The organism is Paenibacillus whitsoniae (assembly GCF_003955665.1).
GTDB lineage: Bacteria > Bacillota > Bacilli > Paenibacillales > NBRC-103111 > Paenibacillus_E > Paenibacillus_E whitsoniae.
This window is the reverse complement of the sequence record NZ_RXHU01000001.1, coordinates 1-22,310: the sequence shown is the minus strand read 5'-3', so window position 1 is coordinate 22,310 and position 22,310 is coordinate 1. Positions and strand designations below refer to the sequence as shown.

Genomic DNA, 22,310 nt, shown 5'->3' with positions numbered 1-22,310 from the left:
CTGCCCGGTTGGCGCCCAGCTCATGCTCACCCAGTTCGGAATCAGCAGCGTCTGATTCGGGTTATACGCTTCCTCGCCGGCCCTGTCACTTCCATCAGTCTTGCCAACATGGCCGCCCCTAGTCGTCTCTCCCGCACTGCCCTGCCAGACAGCTTTCGGCAGCAAGTCCTTGTCCTCCTCCGAATCCTGATACACCAGCAAATAATCGGTGTCAAAAGGTGCCAGACTCTCCAAGGTCATATCCTTAAGCCGTTGATTCGGCGGTACGAAGCTGCCTGGCTGCAACCCCAGCTCCGCATACAGCAGATTGCTAAGCGGATGGTCGACCCGTCCCTGTACCCGAATGCGCCCATGCTGCAGCCGGATCAGGGAAATGGTCTGTTGGCCAATCGTCTGTGCAAACCGCTTCCGCGCCGCCTCCACCCTGAGCTCCAGCTGACGGCAGGTGAACCTCGCCTCAGATTCTCTGCCGACCAGCTCGGCCAGCCGCATATAGGTGCTCCGCCAGTCCATCGTAAACCGCAGCATGACCGTCGGCGCAATCTGCCTCAGCCGCTCGTAGAGCGACAAATGGCGGGAGTCGGCCACAATAACGTCCGGACGGTACTCGCGCATTTGCTCCAATTGAAGCTCTCCGAACCGTCGATCTTCTTCCGTCTCGATGCTCAAGTACGAATCCAGCTCGAAGGCATCTTCCACGCCCAGGGAATACAAACACTCCTTGTATCGAAAACAAGACGCAGAAGCAACCCGAAGCTGCCTTCGTTTCACGAAGAGCGTCGGCGACAGGCCAACGGCCTTTTTGAACATTCGGCTAAAATAAAACTCGCTGCCCATACCGACCGCCCCAGCCGCGGATTTAACCGAGCTCTCCGGAAGCTGGAGCAGCCGCTTGGCGGCATCGATGCGAATCTGATTCAAATATTCGATCGGCGACACCTGCTTCGCTCTTTTAAAACTCCGCGAATACGAGGTTGGCGTCAGACCGGCGAGATCCGCCAAGGTCTCCAGCTTGATTTTCTCACTATAGTGTTCGTGCAGGTAGCGGATCGTACGTTCAATGCCGTTCTCCGGCTCTTGCACATCCTGCATAGCTTGCGCCGTATCCGGCTTCGACTCGCGCAGCTCATGAAGCAGAAGCTGGAAGCGATGCTGCAGATCAGCGTCGCTCATCCCCCGATGACGGCTCTCCTCGTAGAGACGCTGCACGCCCTCAAGCATCGCCGCGCTCATCACGGCTTTTAGCGCACCGGACTGTTCCCGTACCTGCGGCACACAGCTCCAACCGCCCTTGCGCCTCGCCACGCGCAGCTCCCGCGCTGCAAGCACATAGACTGTCAGACTGTCCGATTCCTGCAGAAAATCGATCTTCATCCCCACACTCAGCCATACGCATTGTCCCGGCTGCATCCGAATGGTCTGCCCCTCCGCGTAGAGCCGGCCTTGGCCCTGTTCCATGACGACGAGCAGATCCCCTGGGATTGTCTTCGTCTGCTGCCACACATCCCGCTCACGGTAGCCGCGTTTACGGATGGAAGAAAGATAGACGAACGGATACCCGGGTTTTGAAACCGGAAGCATGCACAGCACCCCTTTTGCAAGTTATGATTGAGAATCATTATCAATTAATTGAAGTATAACGGCTCTCCCTCTTCTTGAAAAGGCGCTTCAGGCACTATTTATCAATAATGGTCAGCAATTCCTCGGCAGGCTTCCGTTTTTGCACGGGCGGAATAACGGACGGGTAGCCGATGTGCAGAACCGCCACGATTTTCTCCCCGGGCCCAATACCAATGGACTCGCGGAATTTCGGATCATAGTTGTAATGATTCGTTTTCCAGACGACGCCCAGCCCCTGCTCCCACGCCGCCAGTTGGAAATTTTGAATCAGCGCGCAGGCCGCCGCATAATCCTCATCCCATTGCTTCTGGCGCGCATCTTCCCTCAACACGACGACGAGGTGGGCAGGGACCTCCAGAAAATATTCCCTTTTGCGCTTGCCATATCTCTCCCGATCCTCAGCGTCATACGATTGCAGCATCGCATCCGCCAGTAGGGCCCGCCCCTCCCCTTTATATAAAAGAAAGCGCCAAGGCTGCCTGTTCTCGTGATTCGGCGCCCAGACCGCCACATTGAGCAGCTCCAGCAGCAGCTCGTCGGCGACCGGATCGCTCTTGAACGTGCGCACGGTTCTGCGCGCTTTAATCGCCTGTGCAATGGCACCGGCTTCATTCGATCTAGGTAAGGATAAGCTCATGTTGTTGCTCCTCTCTTGTCTCGTTGATAGAATTGGCCGCCCGGTCCGATCGCCGTCCCTTTCCCCTTGGAATGCACAGCGGCGTCCCGAAGAACGGATCAGCTACAATCTCACATGCCATACCGAAAACGTCCCGGACCAACTCCACGTTGATCACATCTTCGGGCTTGCCTTGGGCGTACACGTTTTTGTCCTTGACCGCGACGAGATGATGCGCATACCGGCAGGCCAAATTCAAATCGTGCAGCACCATGACAATCGTACGCTGTTCCCGTTCATTCAGCTCAAACAGCAGATCCAGAATGTCCACTTGGTGGGCCATATCCAAATATGTCGTCGGCTCATCCAGCAAAATTGTCTGTGTCCCCTGCGCCAGCGTCATCGCAATCCAGGCGCGCTGCCGCTGGCCGCCCGATAGGGCGTCGACGGCGCTTTCGGCGAGCTCTGCCATTTTGGTCACGCGCAGCGCTTCCTGCACATGGCGCTCGTCGTCCTCCGACCACTGTTTCAGCCAGTTCTGGTACGGGTACCGTCCCTGCTTAACCAGTTGAAACACCGTCAACCCTTCCGGCGCAATCGGCCCCTGCGGCAAAATCGACAACCGCTTGGCGATCTCCTTGGTCGGAATGCCCGCAATCTGCTTGCCATCCAAAATAATGTCCCCCTGGGCAGGCTTCAGCAAGCGGGCCATGGACCGCAGCAGCGTTGACTTGCCGCAGCCGTTGGCGCCGATGAACACCGTAATTTTCCCCTTGGGAATGGACAGGTTTAGTTCTTCGATGATGCTTTTCTCCCCATAGGTCAAATGCAGATCTTTCACTTCCAAGCTTTGCACAGCGCTCACTCCTTCCTCTTACGAATTCCGTTTGGTATACAACAAATAGATAAAAAACGGTGCGCCAACCATGGAGGTAAATACCCCTACCGGTATATCCAGCGGAAGAAACAGCGTGCGGCCGATCAGATCGGCCAGCATGACAACCGTCCCGCCGAGCAGCACGGCGACGGGCAGCACATTCTCGAAGCTGGAGCCGACCAGCTTCCGCGCCATATGCGGCGCGATCAGGCCGACGAAGCCGATGCCGCCGGCGACGGATACGGCCGAGCCGGCCAGCGCCACGCTGATAGACAGCAGGAGCAGCCGATTCCTCTCGACGGCGCTGCCGGCGCTCGCCGCAATGTCATCGCCAAGCTGCCCGATGTTGACATGCCGCGCCAGCAGGAACGCCAGCGGAATCAGAATGACGGTCCAAGGCAGCACCGTCAGCACGTTCTCCCAGTTGGCCGCATACACAGAGCCTGTCAGCCACAGATAGACCTGCCTCGCATCATTGGTCGGCGAGAAAACGATCATCATCGTCGTTGTCGCCGACATAAGGCCGGCGAGGCCAATCCCGACGAGAACCAGACGAACGGGGGTGACCCCTTTTTTCCAAGCAAGTGCATACAGAACGATTGACACGATTGCCGCGCCCAGCATCGCCGCCACGGGCAGCCAGCGAATGCTGAAGACGCCGAGAAAATACGTCAGAAACGTTACCGCCCCTACGGAAGCCCCGCCCGTGACGCCCATAATGTCGGGAGACGCCAGCGGATTCCGGATAATCCCTTGCAGAATAGCCCCTGCGGCCGCCAGGGAAGCCCCTACGAGCAGCGAGACGATTATGCGGGGAAGACGGATTTTTTGAATGACCATCGTATGTTCCTCCGTCCCGGAGCCGAACAAGCTTCGCACGACATTAATCGGCGAAATGACCATTTCTCCGAGACCTGTGCTGACGATTGCAACAACCAGGCAGGCGAGCAGCAGCCCGAACATGATGCGCACCGATTTGCGATGGATCAGCAAGGACACAGCGCCGCCTCGGAGCCGAACCGTTTTATACGGCTTCATGATTTCGCCAGCCCCTTCCGTGCAATATAGATGAAGAATGGGACCCCGATGATTGCCGTCATGACGCCGACAGGCATTTCCTCGGGCATGGCGATAAACCGCGCGCCGATATCGGCCAGAATCAGCAGGATGGCGCCGAGCACGCCGCAATACGGAATGACCCAGCGATGATCCATCCCGCCGAAAAACCGCGAGATATGCGGGATCACAATGCCGATGAATCCTATCGGACCCGCAACGGAAACCGAGCAGCCGGCCAGTACGACAATGAAAATGCCGACCGTCGCTTTAATGAAGATTGTTTTTTGCCCGAGCCCCTTCGCCGTTTCCTCGCCCATCTGGAGTACATTCATTTCCTTAGCGAGGAGCCAGGAGCCGATCCAGACGATGACCAGGTAAGGAATTACCGTTATGAGAAAGGACGGCGATCTCCCCGCCACCGTTCCGGTCAGCCAGAAGAGGACCGTACTGATCCCCTGCTGCCTCAGCACAAGCACCGCTTGGGTAAACGAGGCGAACAGCGCTGACATGGCGGACCCGGCAAGCACGATTTTGAGCGGTGTCAGGCCGTCTCTGCCGACAGACCCCAGCGCATACACCGTGACCGCCCCCACGGCTGCGCCAAGAAAAGCGATCCATGTCAGAGCTTGCATCGACGATACGGAGAGCATCACGGCTGCCAAGACGACAAAGAACGTCGCCCCGGCATTGACCCCGAGCACGCTTGGCGATGCAAGCGGATTGCGCGTCAGCGTCTGCATCAGTGCACCGGCAATTGCCAGACTCGCCCCTACGGCAGCCGCAATGCAGGCTCTCGGCACCCGTGTCGTGCGCACAATTATCTGATCGTTGATACTTTCATCATAGTGAAACATGGACGCCCAGGCGGTCGACCAACTGAACTGCTGCGTCGCGCCGAACACAATACTGGAGACGAAACACCCCAGAAAAACCAGCACAAACCCGATCAGCCAGCCGGTTCGCCAAAGGTTCGATCTTGTAGCATTCATCATCAATTCTCCCTATGCTCATAAAGGAATGAACGATGGGGGCATCGCGCATTCCTTTATAACTCATCTTATTGGATGTCGAAGTATTTGTAGAGATCCGTCAGCATCGTCTGCGCCGCCATCGAGCCTCCGGCCAGATTCCACGTGATCGTGTCCACTTTGAAATACTTGCCGTTCTTGACGCCCTTCAGATTTTTCCACAGTGCATGCGACGTCCAGTCGTTCTGCGATTTCTCTACAGAATTGTCGGATGGATCGAGTCTCGTGATATCAAAAATATAGTCGCCGTCCAACTGTGACATCTGTTCCTTCGTCGCCAGGTTCAGCACCGCTTTGCCCGGCTCCAGAATTTGCGCTTTCGGACGCGCGAAGCCCAGCTCCTTGAAAATCGTCCCGGCAAAGCCCGTCGCATAGAAGCGCGCACTGCCGTCACGCTCGAAGCGAACGATCGAGATCTCGGTTTTGCCAGCCTTATCGCCGATTTTTTGTTTAAATTCGGCTACCTTTTTGTCCCAATCCGCGAGGATCTTGTCGCCTTCTTCTTTCTTATAAAGCGCGTCTGCCGCATACTTGAGATTCGCCTTCCAATCGAAAATCTCTTCCGTAATGATCGTCGGCGCGATGCTGCTCAGCTGTGGGTACAACTTCTCGTGGCGGGCTTTCGTCCCGATAATCAGATCCGGCTTCAGCGCGATAATGGCCTCCACGTTCGGCTGCGTTTCTTCACCGAGATCCTTCACACCGTCCATTTTGGCGCGCAGGTAGTTGTACCACGGCTTTTCTTCCCAGGACTGGACTGAACCCACCGGCTTCACGCCGAGGTGTACGGTAATATCGGTCATGCCGTTAAAAAGCACCACAACGCGCTCCGGTTTCTTCTTCAGCGTCACCGTGCCCATCGCATGCTTGATCGTTTTTTCCCCTGTATCTGTTCCAGTCGTTGCAGGCGTCGCCGCTGCGTTCGATGCTGCCGGACTGCCCGCGCTTCCGCCTGTTGTCGTCGACGAAGTACCGCACGCGCTCAGCGCGAGGGTCAACATGAAGACGATCATGACTTGTATGGCTCTCATTGCGTTTCTTCCTCTCTCTGGTCAGCAGGCGAATGCTGACTCTATGTAATTGATAATAATTATCAATCTCATTATAAGGGCAGAGATTCAGAATTGTACATGTCGGATTTTATCCGTTTTGATACCATATTTTATCTTCATTGTCTGAAAAGGCTGCTTAAGAACGCAAAAAAGTGTTCAGCAAATGATGACGCTGAACACTTTCCTGTTAAGTGGAGGATGATTTATATAAGGCTCATCCTTCCATCTTCCATGCGGTATACCTTGTCGCAATATGCGAGCATCCGCTCATCATGGGTAACCATGATCGCCGCTTTCTGGCGCAGCTTCACCTCTTGGGCGATAAGGCTGACCACTTCATGTGCACGTTTGGTATCCAAGCTTGCCGTCGGCTCATCCGCCAAAATGACGTTCGGATTGTTAATTAAAGAGCGAGCGATGGCTGTACGCTGTTTCTCCCCCCCGGAGAGTTCTTCCGGAAAGCTCTTAAGCTTCGTACCAAGTCCCAGTTCTTCAAGCAGCTTGATAGCGAATTTTTTATCCTCCGCTGTAACCTTCCCGGACATCTTCTTCACTAGCAGCAATTGATCAAGTACGTTTAAATAGGGAACCAAATTCGATGACTGCATAATAAAACCGATTTCCTTCAACCTGGTGTCAGATAATTGTTTATCGGAAAGATTAGAAATAGGATGCCCATTTAAGGTGACTTCTCCTTCAGAAGCTTTGAGTAGTGCCCCCGCAATGGATAAGAAGGTACTCTTACCAGAACCGGATGGCCCGACAACAGCCGCAAACTCACCCGGCATAACAGAGATCGTGACATGATCAAGTGCAGCAACCCGATTGTTGCCTTCGCCATAATATTTTGTGATCTGACTAAGCTGTAAACCTTTATTCATTATTCTACCCTCCCAAGCGCCTGCAGCGGATCAATCCGGGTAATTTTGCGAACCGATACCAATGAACTCAGCAAAGCAATAAAAAGAAGGATCATCGAATATCCAATAACCAGGTTCATTTCAAGCTTGAATGGCATCGCCTTCGGCATAATGGTAGCTGTTCCGTAAGTGAGCACAATTCCGACGATTATACTGGTCAACGACAACACCAACACTTGGGACATAATCGCTTTGCTCAAGAATCCGTTCCTGGCACCGATGGCTTTCATAATGCCGAACTGGTTGGTTTTCTGTATGGTAATCACATAGAAAAATACGCCAAGAACGAAGGCAGAGATCGCCAGCAGGAAAGCAAGCATCATCATAATTGAGCCGTTCTCTTCTTTATAGCCCGGCATTCCTTGCACGGCTTGAGCCCGGGTAACGGTATCCGTGTTCGATAGCTTGCTATTTACTAAGCTTAGATCAATATTACTTCCTTGTAGCATAATAGCGTTAACAGGATCCGCAATGCCTTTATTGGAGCCGGGTGCCGCGAAAGCAATCTTCCGCCATTCAGACATCGGCGTAAACACGGCAGAAACGTGGTTGTAGGTCTGATTTTCGACAAATCCGATAATCGTCAGCGACTCCGTGGATCCATCCAATTGAAACGTGTCTCCGAGTTTGAAGCCTTTATCCTTCATCGTCACATTTGCAACAACATGCTTCGGGTTATCAGCTGATAATGGCTTCCCCTCAATGACGGTTGGCTCCAAGAAGCTGCCAGGGCTGATGCCAATAATAGCGATGTCCACTTTATCTTCATTTTTGTTGCTCTGCCCCTTGAGCGCTGTTGCCATCGAACTCCCCATAGGTGAGGCAGCCGTTACGTTCGGTAATTTCGATGCTTCAGCTGCCACCTGCTCGGACAGCAGTGATTTGCTCATGGAAGACTGCGCCCCTTGTTGGAAGACGACATAATCGGCCTGCATATTCTTGAATACGGACGCCGCCAGCGTCGACAACCCATTACCCAAACCTGTTAGGATGAACACCAACCAGGCGATGAGTACGAAAATAATGACGATCATTGAAAACCTTGTCTTGCTATACATGAGTTCTTTCATTGCCAAAAACATATGAGGTCATCTCCTTTTCCTAATTTATTCGACACAAGTGTCAAATTCGACAAACAAGCCCGGTCGTCTTCGACTATTAAAACACATAACCGACACTTGTGTCAAAATTAATTGGAGATGCTGCTACCGTTTTGAACCCCCTATCCATATTTGGAACAACAGACTACTCCATTGTTGCGTCGGGACATTCATCAGATTCGGGGTATTTATCAGGTTAAAAAAAGTACCGATAAGTACTGGAAGTGGCAGATCTTCTCGAAGTTTCCCCTCTTTTTGGGCTTGCTCGAACAAACGGGAAAGTTGCACTTTGAGAAACGAATGCGCTTGCTCGACGAATGCAAGATCCTCAAGCGCCTTCACGTTTTGTGTTTTAATTTTACTCGCATCGCCAAGCAGCTGATGAAGCTTGGATTCTTCCATATACACGTGCAGCAACTGTTGGAGTGCACTCATCGCGTCTGTTTCGTCAATGGATGAAGCATTTTGCATAATTTGTGAGATGACTCGCTTCATACATGCAGCTACGATCTCTTCTTTATTGGAGTAATATTGGTAAATCGTACTTCGGGCTCCTGACAGATGCTGGGACAGTAATTTAAGATGAAATCCGTCATACCCATGTTCCAGGATTAATCTTTTCGTTACGTCTAACAGCTCTGTCTCCGTAAATGATTGCTTTCTTCCCAACTAGAGTCCGCCCCTTTCCGCCATGTAAGACCAGTTTATCAAAATAAATCGTAAAAACAACCATGGGGATATCGACATGCCTTCCATACCGCGGATCTAGCCAGCTGCTCCCTGCTGCGCCGCTACGCCCCGCCTCCCGCAGCGGCAGCCGCCTGCTTCCCGCCCAGCGCCGCTTCCGCCTCGGCTGCCGCCAACCGCTTGTGCGCGGCGATAAAGCTTTGGGCATACAGGGGATCCCACTGGCTCCCCTTCCCCTCCTCGAGAATGGCCCATGCCTTCTCGAACGGCATCCCTTTCCGATACGGCCGGTCGGACGTCATCGCGTCAAAAGCGTCGGCCACCGCAATGATGCGGCCGAACACCGGAATAGCCGGGCCGCGCAGGCCGTCCGGATAGCCAGTCCCGTCGTAGCGCTCGTGGTGTGAGCGCACGCCGGGCAGCAGCGGAGCCATCGCCTCGGCTGGCTCGATCTGCTTCAGAATGGATTCACCCAACACCGGGTGAAGCTTGATCTGCTCGAACTCCTCGTCCGTGAGCCGTCCCTCTTTGAGCAGGACGGCATCACGGACGCCGATTTTGCCAATATCGTGCAGCAGCGCCGTTTTGTTCAGCAGGTCGAGTTCGGGCTCGCTAAGCCCCGTTTCCCGCCCGATCAGCAGGGCGTACTGGGCAACGCGCATAGAATGCCCCGCCGTGTACGTATCTCTGGCATCCAGAGCCGCCGCTAACGTCGCGTAGTAGCTTTGCAGAAGCTGCCTGTTCATTTTTTCCCGGGCATCGAGGCCCTTCACCATATGATTGAAGCCCGCGATCAGCCGAGAGAACTCATCCGAGTACAAGTCGGAGGCCCGCACCTGCAAATCTCCCCCTTGCACCTTGCGCATGTCGCTATGCAAATCTTCAATCGGCTGCCGAATATCTCTGGCCAGCATGCGCGCTCCCAAGGAAGAAAATCCGATGCCCAGCAGCAGGATTAACCCCGCCCACCGCCAGTAACTCGCCGTCAAATCCGCGGATGAACTGCTCGAGGCTAACCGAATCTGCGTCGCTAGGCTAAATAGAAAGAGCGGCATCGTCCCGATCAGAAAAGCGCTTAGCTGAAATTTCCGCCCAATCGACACGATGATCCGTCCGTCCAGGGAAACGTCTTCGGCATACATCCGGTGGCCAAGCTCCCGAATGTGCACGAGCATCGGCCGGATCGCCTGTGCCGTCATAAAAAACTCAATCAGCGCATGCATACTCGCAACCAGCACCGCCCCAATACCTGCCAGTCCCACATAGTAATAGGGCAGTGTCAGCCACCCCTGTCCGATCCCCAAGCACGTGAGCACAACAGCAGGAACGGATAGCCCGAGAAAGTGCGGTCCCATAATTCGTTGGACGGACAGCGCCGGAAAACGGTGTGTCTGCACATAGGCCTTCCGAATCATGGTCAAGTCCGGCGCAGCCTGTCGAACCAGCTCTCGGATGGGCTGCATATGCCGGCGGAACACCACGATTTCCGAGATCACCATCACGCCAAGCGAGCTTGCCAAAATAAGAAAAAGCCGTAACAGCTCCTCGCCCGAAATGGCTAGCGTCGTCGAGATCATCACCCCGCCGACAATCAGCACCGCCAGACCGGAGCCCCAGAGATAGTTGCGGATCAAATTGCGCAGAAATTTCAGATAAACCTGCTTGCTCGTCATGCCATCCCCCCGTCCATCACAAAGATGCTTTGCTTCTATTGTATAGCAATCCGGCCGTTTCCGCCTGTAAAAAAGAACCATGCCGCCAACCGAAAACAGCTGTGGCATGGTTCCTTGTCTTATTCTTCCGGTTTAGCCGAAGGAGCGGCTGCAACGGCATCTTTGCCTAAAAACGCCCGTGCCAGCTCCGTTACGCTCTGGCCGGTCAGCGTTTGCGTGATCTCTGGCACCTGCGCGATCATTTTGGCGATGTCGCCGGTGATGCGGTTGACCCCGGACGTCGCGCCGTCCTGCGAGATCACCGTGATCTTGTCGACGTTGCTCAGCGGAGCGGCAACGCGCTCGGCCAGCTCCGGCAGAATGCGCAGGATCTCGACTGTGACGGCGGCCTGCGTATACTGCTTGTAGGCCTCGGCTTTTTTCTCCAGCGCCTCCGCTTCTGCGAGACCCGCCAGGCGCACGACCTCGGCGTTCGCCTTCCCTTTGGCGAACTCGGCTTCCGCCGTCGCTTCGCCGCGTTTGCGCGTGGCCTCCGCCTCGGCCTCCGCTTCAAGAATTTGCCGCTGCTTATTCACCTCAGCGCGCAAAATCGCCGCCTGCTTCTCCGCCTCGGCAGGCTTAATCACCGTCGCCTCAAGCTCCTTCTGCTTGAGCTCGACTTCGATCTGGCGAACCGTCTTGTTCGCCTCAGCTTCCATCTGACGGATTCGGACCTCCTCCGTCACGAGCGATTGCTGAATTTGCTTTTGCTTCAATTCATACGCAAGGTCCGCCTCCGCCTGCCGGCTCGTCGTCTCCTGCTTAAACTCCGCTTCCTTCAGGCTGAGCTCCTTCCGGTACTGCGCTTCCTTGGCGGAGGCTGCGGTCTCCGCCTCAATCTTGAGCTGATGCGCCTCCGCCCGACGGATCGCCGCCTCTTTTTCCGTATCCGCTGCGCGGATTTGAATGTCACGCTCGACTTCGGCCTTGGCGATCGAAGCGCTCTTGCGGATGCGCTCAACCTCCGGCACGCCCAAGTTGGCGATGTAGCCCTGATCGTCCGCAACGCGTTTGAGCACGAAGGAGATGAGGCTCAGCCCCATTTTATCCAGGTCCGCCGAGCACGTTTCCCGCATCTTGCTGTTCAGCTCATCCGGATTCTTCAGGATCGATTCCACCGTCAGCTGCCCGACAAGACCGCGCAAGTGACCCTCGACCGAATGCAAAATAATCGCTTCCCGCTCCTGCATCGAGTGGTCGAGGAACTGCTCCGACGCCGTCGAAATCGCGACGGGATCACTTTGGATTTTGATCTGCGCGACCGCTTCGATCTTCAACCGAATGCCCTGCTGCGAGAACATCGGCTGATCCGGCTTCACATCAAAGCTCATGAGCATCATCGAGATTGTTTTATAGCTTTGAAAGCCCGGAATGACGAAGGTGCCGCCGCCTTGCACGACCCTTTTGCCGCCTAGACCGAACACGATCATCGCTTCATTGGGCGGAACTTTTTTATAAGCCTTCACGATACTCGCCAGTAAAATAAAAACAACAAGAACAACAGCCACAACAATAATGAGTACAGGTAACATCATCCAATTAACCTCCCAAGTAAGAAGTTTGAAGCAGGCGCCAGCCCGCTCATTCCTGCCATAGCGCCACCGTTGCGACGCCATCCTTCATCTGAACAACCATCACTTTGGCTCCCTTGGCAATCGGCTCCCCGTGCTCCGACCGTACGCTGATCGAACGCTTTGTGCCGTGCAGGACGTACACCATCTCTCCGATCCCGCTGCCGGCCATCGGCACCGTAATTTCGCCCAGTTGGCCGCTCAAATCAAATTCGCTCTCCAGCATCGTATCATCGTGTTTATACAGCACCTTGACGTACAGCAAAAAGAAGAGCCATCCGACGCCGACCCCGGCTGCAGCCGCGACCACAATAACAAGAATCAGACTCCACGGCCCGAATGCCGCCAGCAAATACCCGACACCGCCGAACACGGTAATCCCCGCGAGCAGCGTGGGCAGGTTGAAGCCCGAATGCCCGCCATGTCCATGTGCTGCGTGCATATCTGTTCCGAAGTCCAGACTATCCACTCCGAACAGGGTAATGAGGACCGTAAGGAGCAAGCCGGCAATGAAGCATACCAGAAAAAATGTGATCATCCGCAATACCTCCCCCTAATTAAGACGCAACTGGAAAGAAAAGGTTTCGTAGAGATTTTCCTCCGGTCAGCGCATCCTTCTCCTTTTTCCCGCGTATAATCATTCGACGCTTATCCCGATTCTATTAAAAATAAAGGAGTAGATCATTCCATGCTTACTAAGAAATGGACGTGGCTGGTGTCCGCCGTTCTGATCGTCCTCATGCTGGCGCTAACCGGCTGTCAAACGGTACAAGGGCTCGATCTCGCACAAGCGATTCATACGAGCGCATCCGTCAAATCCTCTCAGTCCAAATCCTCCCTGCAACTGGAGCTTGTCCCAGGCGACACCTCCAAATTGACAACTGAAGAAAAAGCGGCGCTAACCGCCTTGCAAAACGTTACCATTGACCTTGCGGTCCTTCAACAGGATCCGCAGCATCTCTCTGCCGAAGGCAAGCTCACGTACAGCAAGGGCAGCGTGCCTTTCAAACTGTCCACGGACGGACTGAAAGTGGCCCTTTCCATTGAAGGCGCGAAAAAGCCGATCGTCCTCGACATCCTCGGCGGCTCCGATCTCTCTTTTCTGAAGCTGATTCCGGCTGCACTGCAAGCACCGCTTGGCGGAGCCGTGGCCGAAATTAAGCCCGCAATCGTCGACTGGCTGCTTGCGAATTCGCCGAATCCTGCGAATGTCACCGTGACCTCGGCTGCGGAAACCGTGAATGGCGAATCGCTCGCCCTGCAAAAAGCGCACATCGCGTTAAATGGCACCGAAACTTCCGCCTTGTTGCAAGGCTTGCTGCAAAACCTCCTGGCTGATGAAGACGGCTTGAAAGAAGTCATCAGCCAACTGTACGACGCGCTTCAGCCAGTCATTGATGAGCAGATTAACGCCGGTTCGGCTGATTTTACCCTGAATTTGCTGAAAAATAAACAGCTGGTCGTCGGCCTCGTATTCTCGCCGATTCACGACCTGCTTAAGCAGTTGGCTGGTTCCCTGACTGCGGCAGACGCCTCCGGTGAGCCTTCCCTGACGAAGGATCTTCTGAACCCTGCGGCAAGTCTCCAAGCCGACATCTATTTCGATGCGAACAAGCAAATCCGCAAGCAAAGTCTGGCCATCAACCTGCCGCTGCCCCATTCCAACATCGGCGCATCGGCGGCGAAAATCACAATGGCCAGCGAAATTTGGAACATCGACAAGCCGGTTAAGGCGGTACCTGTCTCTGTAGATGGAGCACTGACAATCGGAACTGGCGCTTCCAGCATTTACAAGGTGCTCGGCAATCTGGATAAGCAGTCCGTACTGTACATGCTGTTGAAGAATGATTTGAAGGTGACGAAAAAAGAAATCCAGCTGGCCACAGACGGCAGCGGTGAGGCCGCGGATACGCCGCAGGCTTATATTAATGAGAATTGGAATACGATGGTCCCTGTACGCTTCGTTTCCGAGAAGCTTGGCGCAGACGTCGCCTGGAACGGTGCTACGCATGAAGTAACCATCACCGACTTGGTAACGGGGAAAACGATCGTCCTTACGCTGGACAGCACCACGGCGTTGGTCAACGGCAAAGCCGTCCAACTCGAGAGTGCAGCTACCTTAACGAACAGCTCCACGTACGTGCCGATTCGCTTCATTGTGGAAGAAGCGTTGGAAGCCAACATCTCCTTCGACGAGGCTACACATGTTGTGACGATTAAACGCGATTAAGTACGATGGTGGGGCGGGATTGCTGCTGGATGAATCACCCTTTTGGGTGTGGCTGAATAGTCTAGTAGTACATCTAGGCGCAAGCCCGCCCGCTGCCGCTGCAGCTGTTGCGGAGCAGAGGCGCTCAAAGGAGCGACAACCCCCATGTACAATAACCCTATGCATCATCACGGACATCAAGGTCCGCAGGTCCTGTATCAGGCTGATCCGCAGTGGCAGTCGGTGATCAAGCATAAACGGGAGGAGCTTATGCATGCGCTCCACCCGCATATCGGCCACACGATCCGTGTTACCACGATCGACGGACACACGCACGAAGGCGTGCTCATTAACGCGGACGGCCATCACGTGTACCTCCAAGTCAACTCGCATGGCCATCACCATGGCCAACATGACGGCCATGGCAGACCGATTTACACGCCGGCACAGTTTCAGATTTTGACGCTGGTCTTGTTCGAGCTGTTGGTGATTTTGCTGTATGCCTAATTCGTGCGGTCATGAGTGCGGCCACGGCCGATAAACAAAACCACCCCTGACGCTTGTCTCCCATTGGAGTCAGTGCCGGGGTGGTTGTTTAGGTTGGCTTTACAGGCGAGCGCTTCAACTGGAATTCCTCCAGTTCATTTGGCCGAAACCACCCGTTTCTTCGCATTGTACTGGAAAAGCTCCAGTTCATTTCGGGCATTGAAGCCAACTGGCGGCTCTACCCCTTGAATAAGCTGGAAGAATTCCTGTTCAGTCATTCCTACAGCTGAGAATCGCCGAAATGAACAGGAACAATTCCAGTTCGTCTTTTGCCAACCAGGCAAGATGACCTCGAAAAAAAGCTCGCCCAGCGGATGGTTAAAGGCGTGCAGACAGGCAGCTTATGCTCGGCGCGCCTTGTAGACGCGGGACTGTGCCTCGTGGACGCTGGTGCTGCGGACTACGGCTTGGCGTGCTTCGTGGGCGAAAGGCTTCTTCACGCGGCTCATCAGCCTTGCCAGCCCCTCTCCTACGCCTCCACGAACCGGCGGTACGCCGCCTGGCACTCCGCGGCCAGCCGCTCCTCGTCGGCGCCGGTTAAACGGCCGTCCTCCACGACGACGCGGCCGTTCACGATTGTGTAGTCCACCGGGCGCTTGAGCCCGACGGTGCCCAGCCACGAGCGGGCGTCAGCCTGCGTGCCGACGGCATCGAGCTGATCGACACGGATCATGAACAAGTCGGCGCATTTTCCGACCTCCAGCGATCCGATGTCGTTGCGGCCGAGGATGGCCGCGCCGCCGCGCGTCGCGACCTTGAGCAGGTCGTAGCCCGTCGGCGCCCCGGCGCTCGCATGCAAGCGGTGGAGCAGGTACGCGACGCGCAGCTCCTCCAGCAGGTTCGAGCCGTCGTTCGAGGCGCTGCCGTCGACGGCGAGACCGACCGGGATGCCCATCTCGAGCATCTCTGGCACGCGGGCGACGCCCGAGGCGAGCTTCATATTCGAGATAGGGCAATGCGCAACGCCGGTGCCGGTCTGCGCCAGCAGCCGCAGCTCGGCGTCATTGAAATGAATGCCGTGCGCATACCACACGTCATCCCCGAGCCAGCCGAGGCTTTCCATGTAAGCCAGCGGCCGCATGCCGAAGCGTTCCAACGTGTACGCTTCCTCGTTCTTGGTCTCGGCGAGATGCGTGTGCAGCCGCACGCCGCGGCTTCTGGCGAGCTTCGCCGACTCTAGGAGGATGTCCGCGGAGACGCTGAACGGCGAACACGGTGCGAGCACGACCTGCCGCATCGCGCCCGCCCGCGCGTCATGATAGCGATCGATCAATCGCTCGCTATCGGCCAGAATCGTGTGGATGTCCTGCACCACACTCATCGGCGGCAGGCCGCCCTCGTCGACGCCCAGCGTCATCGAGCCGCGCGAAGCGACGAAGCGGATCCCGAGGCGCTCCGCGGCTTCGAACTGTCTGTCAATGAACTCGGCGCTGTTCTGCCGAGGGAACACGTAGTGATGATCAAAAACGGTCGTGCAGCCATTTTTCATCAAATCGCCGATGCCCGTCAGCGAGCTGTGGTACACGGCGTCCGGCGTCAGCCCTTGCCAGATGTCGTAGAGATAGCGCAGCCAATCGAATAGTTCAAGTTTTTGCACCTGGGGCAGGTTGCGTGTGAACGTCTGGTACAAATGGTGGTGGACATTCACGAGCCCCGGATAGACGAACATGTTTCCCGCTTCGATGACGCGATCCACCGGCTCCGGCGGTGCCAACTCCGGGCCGATCCCGGCGATAACGCCGTCTTTTAGCCATACATCAGCGCCCTCCAGCACGCGGTCCTCCGTATCTACGGTCACAATTGCTTGGGCTTTGCGAATCAGAATTGAACTCATTTTGACAGCCTCCTCCATGTTTGAAAAAAATAAAAAATCCTAACCGCCAAACACAACACAAGCCGAGGCTTATATCGTGTTCGTAGTTAGGATTTTAGGTTCCCAGTAGAGCCCCTGAACCGGATTATCAGGGTTATACGAACATTATTTTTTTTGACATAACGTCGATTAAGCCCCAGTATAGGAGAGAGACACCCCGTCGTCAACCCCTTCGCAAAAAAAATTGGAATAAGCTTCCGCGTTTTTGGATATATTATCAAAGCTGCGTAATTTGCTTACAAGCTATCGGTCTTCGGACTGGCGTGCGGCAAGCGCGGCGTAAATTATGCTTGGAGGTTTTTAGATAACATGCAAACAGGTACGGTAAAGTGGTTTAACGCAGAAAAAGGATTTGGGTTTATCGAAGTGGAGAATGGCAATGACGTTTTTGTTCACTTCAGCGCAATTACAGGCGAAGGCTTCAAGTCGCTGGATGAAGGCCAACGCGTTCAGTTCGACGTAGTTCAAGGCAACCGAGGACCGCAAGCTGAAAATGTAGTCAAGCTGTAGTCCCTTCACCACATATTGCTCCACTGCTTGGGTTGAAGTCTAGTCATGACAAGGAGGAGTTCGATTGTACTTTTCAAAGAAATCATTGGAACCGGTACCCGAAGAAGAAACCAGCATCTGGTCCTGCAGCACAGAGACGTGCGCCTGCTGGATGAGAGATAATTTTTCATTCGACGAAAGTCCCGTATGTCCGATTTGCCATTCCGCGATGGTCAAAGAATCAAAGATGCTCCCAACCTTAACGAACACAAGCAGTAGGCGATAATGAAGCATTTGGAGAAAGAGGGAGAAATCCCTCTTTTTTTATTGTTGTGGCGTGGGGAGCATGGCTGACACGGCCGCCCGTTGGCCGGAGGTGCGGGGAGCCTGGGAGCAGGTACCGCCGACCGGATATCGGGGACTAGGCTGCGGAATGGAGACTGGGTCCTTGGTGGCCGGAGATCCGGGACCAGGAATCAGAACCGGATTGTCCAGATCTGCAACCGGGGGCCGGGGTCTGGAGAGTGGTGTCCGGTGTCCGGTGTCCGGAGTCTGGAGTCTGGAGTCTGGAGAATGGAGAATGGGGAGCCGAGCTCTGTGAGATCTGTGACCAGCGTCCAGAACCTGCATTTCCTACATGTAATTCTACCTTTTCGGAGAGAAATACGAAGAAATCCTGCATTTTATACATCAAAAAAGCCCATTATCCGCCAAATCCATTGATTTGGACGCAGTTGGCGCAAATTTGATGTAGGTTTTGCAGGATTTCGTAGTTTTCCCCCGACTTTCTGGGGATTTGATGTAGTTTTTACAACTTGTCAATGCGGCGGCAGGTGGCCCATGACAAAGCGGCGTCACGGAGGTTCTACACCTTCCGATAAATCCGCTCCTTCGGCGCAAATTCTCGATAGCACACGGCCGCCGAGACAGCATGGATCGTTTCCTTCGTCCCCAGTCCAAGGAAACCTTGCGGAGTCAAACTGCCGTGGAACAGGCGGTGCACTTGCTTTTGCAAATGAAGATCGAAATAGATCAGGACGTTGCGGCAGATGATGACATGAAACTCGTTAAAAGAGCCGTCCGTCACGAGATTGTGCTGCGCGAACATGAGCTTGTCCCGGAGCCCCTCCCCAAAGTAAGCGTTCCGGCTGTCCGCCGTATAATAATCGGAAAAGGCCATCTTGCCGCCCGCCTCCAAATAATTGCGGGTATACGTCTGTATTTGCTTGAGCGGATAAGCGCCTTGCTGTGCGATTTTGATGGCTTTGCGGTTCATGTCCGTGGCATAGATCCGCGTACGCTCCAGCAGCCCTTCTTCCTTCATCAGGATCGCCATCGCATAAACTTCCTCGCCCGTCGCACAGCCCGCATGCCAGATGCGAATCTCGGGAAGCGCCTTCAAATGCGGGACAACCTGGCACCGGAACGCTGCAAAAAAGCTTGGGTCCCTGAACATCTCCGTCACGCGTATCGACATGTCATTTAATAAAACATCCATAAAGCCGGGTTCATGCAGCACTTTCTCCAGAAGCGCCGTAATGCTCGGCAGTTTCTCCAGCTTCATGCGGTGGAGAATGCGCCTCTGCAAGGAGGAGCGAACATAATGGCGAAAATCAAAGCCGCAAATCTGATAGATCCCTTCTAGCAGAAGGTTGATCTCGATGTTTTGAAGCTCATCCTGATAAGGAAGCTTCTCTTGCTCCGGCGGGTAGATTTCCCAAAGATTCAGCCCCACCCTTTCTCACCCCGTTCTCCTATTCACCCTCTGGACGCGCTGGGTCGCGCAAGCGGATGGACGGCGACGCTGCCGTCTTCGTGCTATCACTATACCACATTTATGGAATAGAATGGATATAAAGATCACCGGTTTTGCGTCGTCTTAAAGGAAAAAAGTTTAATCAATTGCCAAGCGCAATCCCGGCAAACCGCAGGAGATCACGCAATAGCGATCTGTCCAAATGTGGTCGGCGCCGGCGTCAACCCAGCCGACTTTGTCGGTGAAGCTGGTCGGTCCGACGAAGGTCACCTCACCCTTCACATGATGATGAGGGCCAAACGTATTGCGGCCGCTCGTTATGAGTTCGATACGAAGCGATAACTGTGAAGGCGCCTCCGACCCGCAGACCGCTGTCGTGAGGTCCAGCTGCGGCGCTCCCCACAGCACGGTCCGAGCTTCTCCTTCGTTCACGGTGATGCGGAGCGCCGGGGTAAGCATGCGGTCCCATTGAAGGACAAGCCTACCTGTACCTCCCTTCAGACGGCCCCGCATCACCGGGGAGAGCGGAACATCCCGCTCCAAAGTGACTGTTCCGCTGTAAAATGGGAAGCCGTACGGCGTCATGTCGCACATCGGCAGCTGCTTCGGCAGCGGAGTCAGCGTGAACGGCCCCTCCGTCCAGAGCGCATGGCGCTCGGCAGGCTCCCAAGCGGAGGCGGCAGGCTGAACGGCAAACGGGCCGAGGATGTAGAGGCTTTCGATTTCCACATCGAACAGCAATTTATTGCGGATCGGCGCCAAGTCGGCCCCGGCGATGCCGAAGAAGCGGTACACGTCCTCATTGGCGTAAAAGATGCCCGACAGCCGCACTTCGTTCGTGCCGGCTTGCACTGCTTCGCCAATGGCATAGGTCGGGAAGCTGCGGTCGCCGCCGAACCAACCGTCGGCGGCATCGCCTGGGAGCACGCAACCGTTCACAGCCAGCTGCCAATCCGTCGGCAGTTCCACCGCCAGTTTCCACTGGCTGCGGTCGGTATCTGCCATAAGCGCCTCAGCCACATCAAAGGTGTAGCGGAGTTCCACAAAAACAGGAGCCCCCACGGCGATGCAGCGCTCCTGGATGTTCAGGACATACGTCGGCGCGGTCCATTCACCGTCATCGATCCGATAGGCGGCGTAGTCCAAGGTGAGCGCGTTCGGCGCCGATAGCCCGTAGCGCCAATCCGGCTCGGTATCGAGCGGGATTGCTCGAGTCACGGGCTGCGAAGGTGGTTCGGCGGCAGCATGTGCTGTGAACTGCGATGGCGGTTCAGCAAGGGCTGCGGCAGGCGCAGGGGCATCTCGTTGAGCCGTCGGATTGCTAGCGGCAGATATAGGCACTGCGCACTGTGGCGGCGGCTCGGCGGAGGCGCCAGTAGGCACGGAGATAAGCGCAGCTCGTTGAGCCGACGGATCGCTAGCGGCAGCTTTAGGCACACCTTCGTCGGCAGCAAAGGCCGCCTCCGTATGCAAGGCAGCTTCCAAGCTCCCCTGCCCAGCTTCAGCCGCATCCTCAATCACGAAGCATTTGGCATCGCCCGGGTCGAACACGAGCAACGGCGACGCCTGCCGCACATCGCTCTCGCCGATGTGCCCCTGCGCCAGGTCGAGCTCCCGCCATAGGCGGCGATCCTCGGCCGGGATGCGCAGGCGCACGGTGCCGGCTTCGCCGGTGTGCACCGCATACAGCAGCGTCGCGCCGGGCACCCGGCGCTCCTGCACATACAGCCGGCGCAGTGCTTCCGCCTGCGCCGCATCCCCGGCCTGCGCGCCTTCGGCGCCCGCAGGCTGCCAGTCGCCGCGCGCGCCCACGTGCGCGCGCAAATCCGCCGCAGCCGCCACGCGCGTGACGGCTGCACTGCCCAACCAGGCGGCCGCCTCGGGGCTCGGCGCGCCTTCCACATACAACGGTGCTGCGCCCAGCAGCAGCACCTGTCCGCCGGCTGCGGCGAACTGCCGCAGCAGCGTCAGTGTCGGCGCGTCCAGCGTCAGCGCGCCGTCAGGGAGGATGACCGTGCCATAGGTCATCTCGCCGACCCGCAGCGCGCCGCCGGTGACGGCGCCGTACTGCGCGAGCAGCGCCTCGTCGCCGTAGTCGAAGTCGCGCTGCAGCGCCAGCAGCTCATCCGCCACGGCGTCGAGGCCGTCTTGCAGCCGATCCACCGCCTGCGTGCCGCCAGGCCCGTAGTGCAGCCAAGCGGTGCGCATCGGATGCAGTACGAGAATGCCCGGTACGGCATGCCCTAGCGTGAGCACGTACGTCAGCCGTGCGAAGTAATCATTGAACGTACGGTAGACGTCCCACCATGGCTGCTGAATATACAAGGAAGGCGGGTAGTCCCGCTTCCGTACGCCGCGGATGGAATACGCCTGCAAGTGCTGGCTCATCCGATTGACGCCGAGCACAAACTGCCACTCCGCGATGCGCTTCATCTCGCGGAAGCTGAGGTTCCAGCCGCAGCAGCCGAACGTCTCCGTCAGCACGAACGGCTTGCCGAGCTGTCGCGCGACCGACGAAGCCTGCTTCGGCAGCAGGACGGAGCGCGCGCTGCGGCCCAGCAGATCGATGCCCGGCATATGCATCCGCTCGTACAGCGGCATAACGCCGGCTGTGTACCGCATCTGGTCGAGGAGGCTGTCCTCGCCCATCACATGGCCTGTCATCTGCCAGCCGTGCGCATCGCACCAGTCCGCGACCAGCCGCATTGACCGGCGGAAGCGTTCACTGACCAGGCGCCAGTAGCGATAACGCGCTTGATGCATCGCATGGACGGCATCCGCGTCAGCCGGATCGGCCTCGGTGAGCAGCCAGCCGACAGCCTGTACGATCGTTTCCCCATACATATCGGCATAAGCTTCCGCCAGATCCGCCGACCACGGAAGGCCGGAGAACTTGAATTCATCCGTAAAAATTCCCGGGATGCCGTCCGGCCCAAAACGATCGCCAAAACGCGCCCGATACACTTCGTGACAAGCGTTCAGGAACGCCTGCATGACGTCCGCCGATAAAATATCCACATAGTAGGGATTCACCCGGAACCGGACAGCGAGCGCTTCGTCCACATGCGCAGCGTCATCACCAGAGAGGCTGCCGACGAAAGCGGTTTCAGCGACGGGAATTTCCTCGTATGATATGTCATCTGTGGCCGCGTCCCTGTCCTTAGTTCCTACTCTTGTTTCGACTTCCCTTCCTGC

General features: G+C 56.0%; 19 protein-coding genes and 1 riboswitch. Of the genes, 4 read left to right on the top strand and 15 right to left on the bottom strand.

Annotated features, from left to right (window positions below; all coding sequences use genetic code 11):
• The 12 genes from EJQ19_RS00095 to EJQ19_RS00040 form a co-directional block, all read right to left on the bottom strand.
• Positions 1–1,581, bottom strand: a 1,581-nt coding sequence (locus EJQ19_RS00095) for an AraC family transcriptional regulator (RefSeq protein WP_126139177.1), incomplete at its 3' end; no start/stop codon positions are given.
• A gap of 94 nt (positions 1,582–1,675) precedes the next feature.
• Positions 1,676–2,257 carry a nitroreductase family protein gene (locus EJQ19_RS00090; RefSeq protein WP_126139176.1) on the bottom strand — a complete coding sequence of 194 codons (582 nt, stop codon included), beginning with the start codon at positions 2,255–2,257 and terminating at the stop codon, positions 1,676–1,678.
• Entirely contained in the window at positions 2,238–3,092 is an 855-nt protein-coding gene (locus tag EJQ19_RS00085; protein WP_126139175.1) for an ABC transporter ATP-binding protein, read from the bottom strand. Before EJQ19_RS00085 ends, EJQ19_RS00090 begins: the two co-directional genes overlap by 20 nt.
• Before the next feature lie 18 nt (positions 3,093–3,110).
• Complete coding sequence (locus EJQ19_RS00080; RefSeq protein WP_126139174.1) at positions 3,111–4,151, bottom strand: FecCD family ABC transporter permease; 1,041 nt, start codon at positions 4,149–4,151, stop codon at positions 3,111–3,113.
• Complete coding sequence (locus EJQ19_RS00075) at positions 4,148–5,164, bottom strand: FecCD family ABC transporter permease (RefSeq protein ID WP_420901649.1); 1,017 nt, start codon at positions 5,162–5,164, stop codon at positions 4,148–4,150. Before EJQ19_RS00075 ends, EJQ19_RS00080 begins: the two co-directional genes overlap by 4 nt.
• A 65-nt stretch (positions 5,165–5,229) precedes the next feature.
• Positions 5,230–6,231 carry an ABC transporter substrate-binding protein gene (locus EJQ19_RS00070; RefSeq protein WP_126139172.1) on the bottom strand — a complete coding sequence of 334 codons (1,002 nt, stop codon included), beginning with the start codon at positions 6,229–6,231 and terminating at the stop codon, positions 5,230–5,232.
• 224 nt (positions 6,232–6,455) lie between these two features.
• Positions 6,456–7,133 carry an ABC transporter ATP-binding protein gene (locus EJQ19_RS00065; protein ID WP_126139171.1) on the bottom strand — a complete coding sequence of 226 codons (678 nt, stop codon included), beginning with the start codon at positions 7,131–7,133 and terminating at the stop codon, positions 6,456–6,458.
• Positions 7,133–8,254, bottom strand: a complete 1,122-nt coding sequence (locus tag EJQ19_RS00060; protein WP_126139170.1) for an ABC transporter permease — start codon at positions 8,252–8,254, stop codon at positions 7,133–7,135. Before EJQ19_RS00060 ends, EJQ19_RS00065 begins: the two co-directional genes overlap by 1 nt.
• A gap of 123 nt (positions 8,255–8,377) precedes the next feature.
• The gene (locus EJQ19_RS00055) at positions 8,378–8,941 is read right to left on the bottom strand and encodes a TetR/AcrR family transcriptional regulator (RefSeq protein WP_126139169.1); all 564 of its coding nucleotides are present in this window, start codon (positions 8,939–8,941) and stop codon (positions 8,378–8,380) included.
• 122 nt (positions 8,942–9,063) lie between these two features.
• Positions 9,064–10,632 carry an HD domain-containing phosphohydrolase gene (locus EJQ19_RS00050; RefSeq protein ID WP_126139168.1) on the bottom strand — a complete coding sequence of 523 codons (1,569 nt, stop codon included), beginning with the start codon at positions 10,630–10,632 and terminating at the stop codon, positions 9,064–9,066.
• Between the two features lie 119 nt (positions 10,633–10,751).
• Complete coding sequence (locus EJQ19_RS00045; protein WP_164716234.1) at positions 10,752–12,206, bottom strand: flotillin family protein; 1,455 nt, start codon at positions 12,204–12,206, stop codon at positions 10,752–10,754.
• A gap of 46 nt (positions 12,207–12,252) precedes the next feature.
• Positions 12,253–12,780 (bottom strand): NfeD family membrane protein, encoded by a 528-nt coding sequence (locus tag EJQ19_RS00040; protein WP_126139166.1) that lies wholly within the window; start codon positions 12,778–12,780, stop codon positions 12,253–12,255.
• A gap of 150 nt (positions 12,781–12,930) precedes the next feature.
• On the opposite strand from EJQ19_RS00040, the gene EJQ19_RS00035 reads away from it, so the two are divergent.
• Both EJQ19_RS00035 and EJQ19_RS00030 read left to right on the top strand, forming a co-directional pair.
• A complete protein-coding gene (locus EJQ19_RS00035; RefSeq protein WP_126139165.1) occupies positions 12,931–14,472 on the top strand; it encodes a copper amine oxidase N-terminal domain-containing protein in 1,542 nt (513 codons plus the stop codon).
• Between the two features lie 144 nt (positions 14,473–14,616).
• Positions 14,617–14,958 carry an LSm family protein gene (locus EJQ19_RS00030; protein ID WP_126139164.1) on the top strand — a complete coding sequence of 114 codons (342 nt, stop codon included), beginning with the start codon at positions 14,617–14,619 and terminating at the stop codon, positions 14,956–14,958.
• Positions 14,959–15,466: 508 nt separating this feature from the next.
• Here the strand turns inward: EJQ19_RS00030 and EJQ19_RS00025 are convergent.
• Positions 15,467–16,831: an 8-oxoguanine deaminase gene (locus tag EJQ19_RS00025; RefSeq protein WP_126139163.1), complete on the bottom strand. Its 1,365-nt coding sequence runs from the start codon at positions 16,829–16,831 to the stop codon at positions 15,467–15,469.
• Positions 16,832–16,894: 63 nt separating this feature from the next.
• Positions 16,895–16,992, bottom strand: a riboswitch (purine riboswitch).
• A gap of 187 nt (positions 16,993–17,179) precedes the next feature.
• On the opposite strand from EJQ19_RS00025, the gene EJQ19_RS00020 reads away from it, so the two are divergent.
• Both EJQ19_RS00020 and EJQ19_RS00015 read left to right on the top strand, forming a co-directional pair.
• Positions 17,180–17,380 (top strand): cold-shock protein, encoded by a 201-nt coding sequence (locus tag EJQ19_RS00020; RefSeq protein WP_126139162.1) that lies wholly within the window; start codon positions 17,180–17,182, stop codon positions 17,378–17,380.
• Between the two features lie 64 nt (positions 17,381–17,444).
• The gene (locus EJQ19_RS00015; RefSeq protein WP_126139161.1) at positions 17,445–17,645 is read left to right on the top strand and encodes a cold-shock protein; all 201 of its coding nucleotides are present in this window, start codon (positions 17,445–17,447) and stop codon (positions 17,643–17,645) included.
• 579 nt (positions 17,646–18,224) lie between these two features.
• Here EJQ19_RS00015 and EJQ19_RS00010 read toward each other — a convergent pair.
• Entirely contained in the window at positions 18,225–19,088 is an 864-nt protein-coding gene (locus EJQ19_RS00010) for a CheR family methyltransferase (protein ID WP_420901650.1), read from the bottom strand.
• Between the two features lie 165 nt (positions 19,089–19,253).
• Positions 19,254–22,310, bottom strand: a 3,057-nt coding sequence (locus tag EJQ19_RS00005) for a glycosyl hydrolase (RefSeq protein WP_126139160.1), incomplete at its 5' end; no start/stop codon positions are given.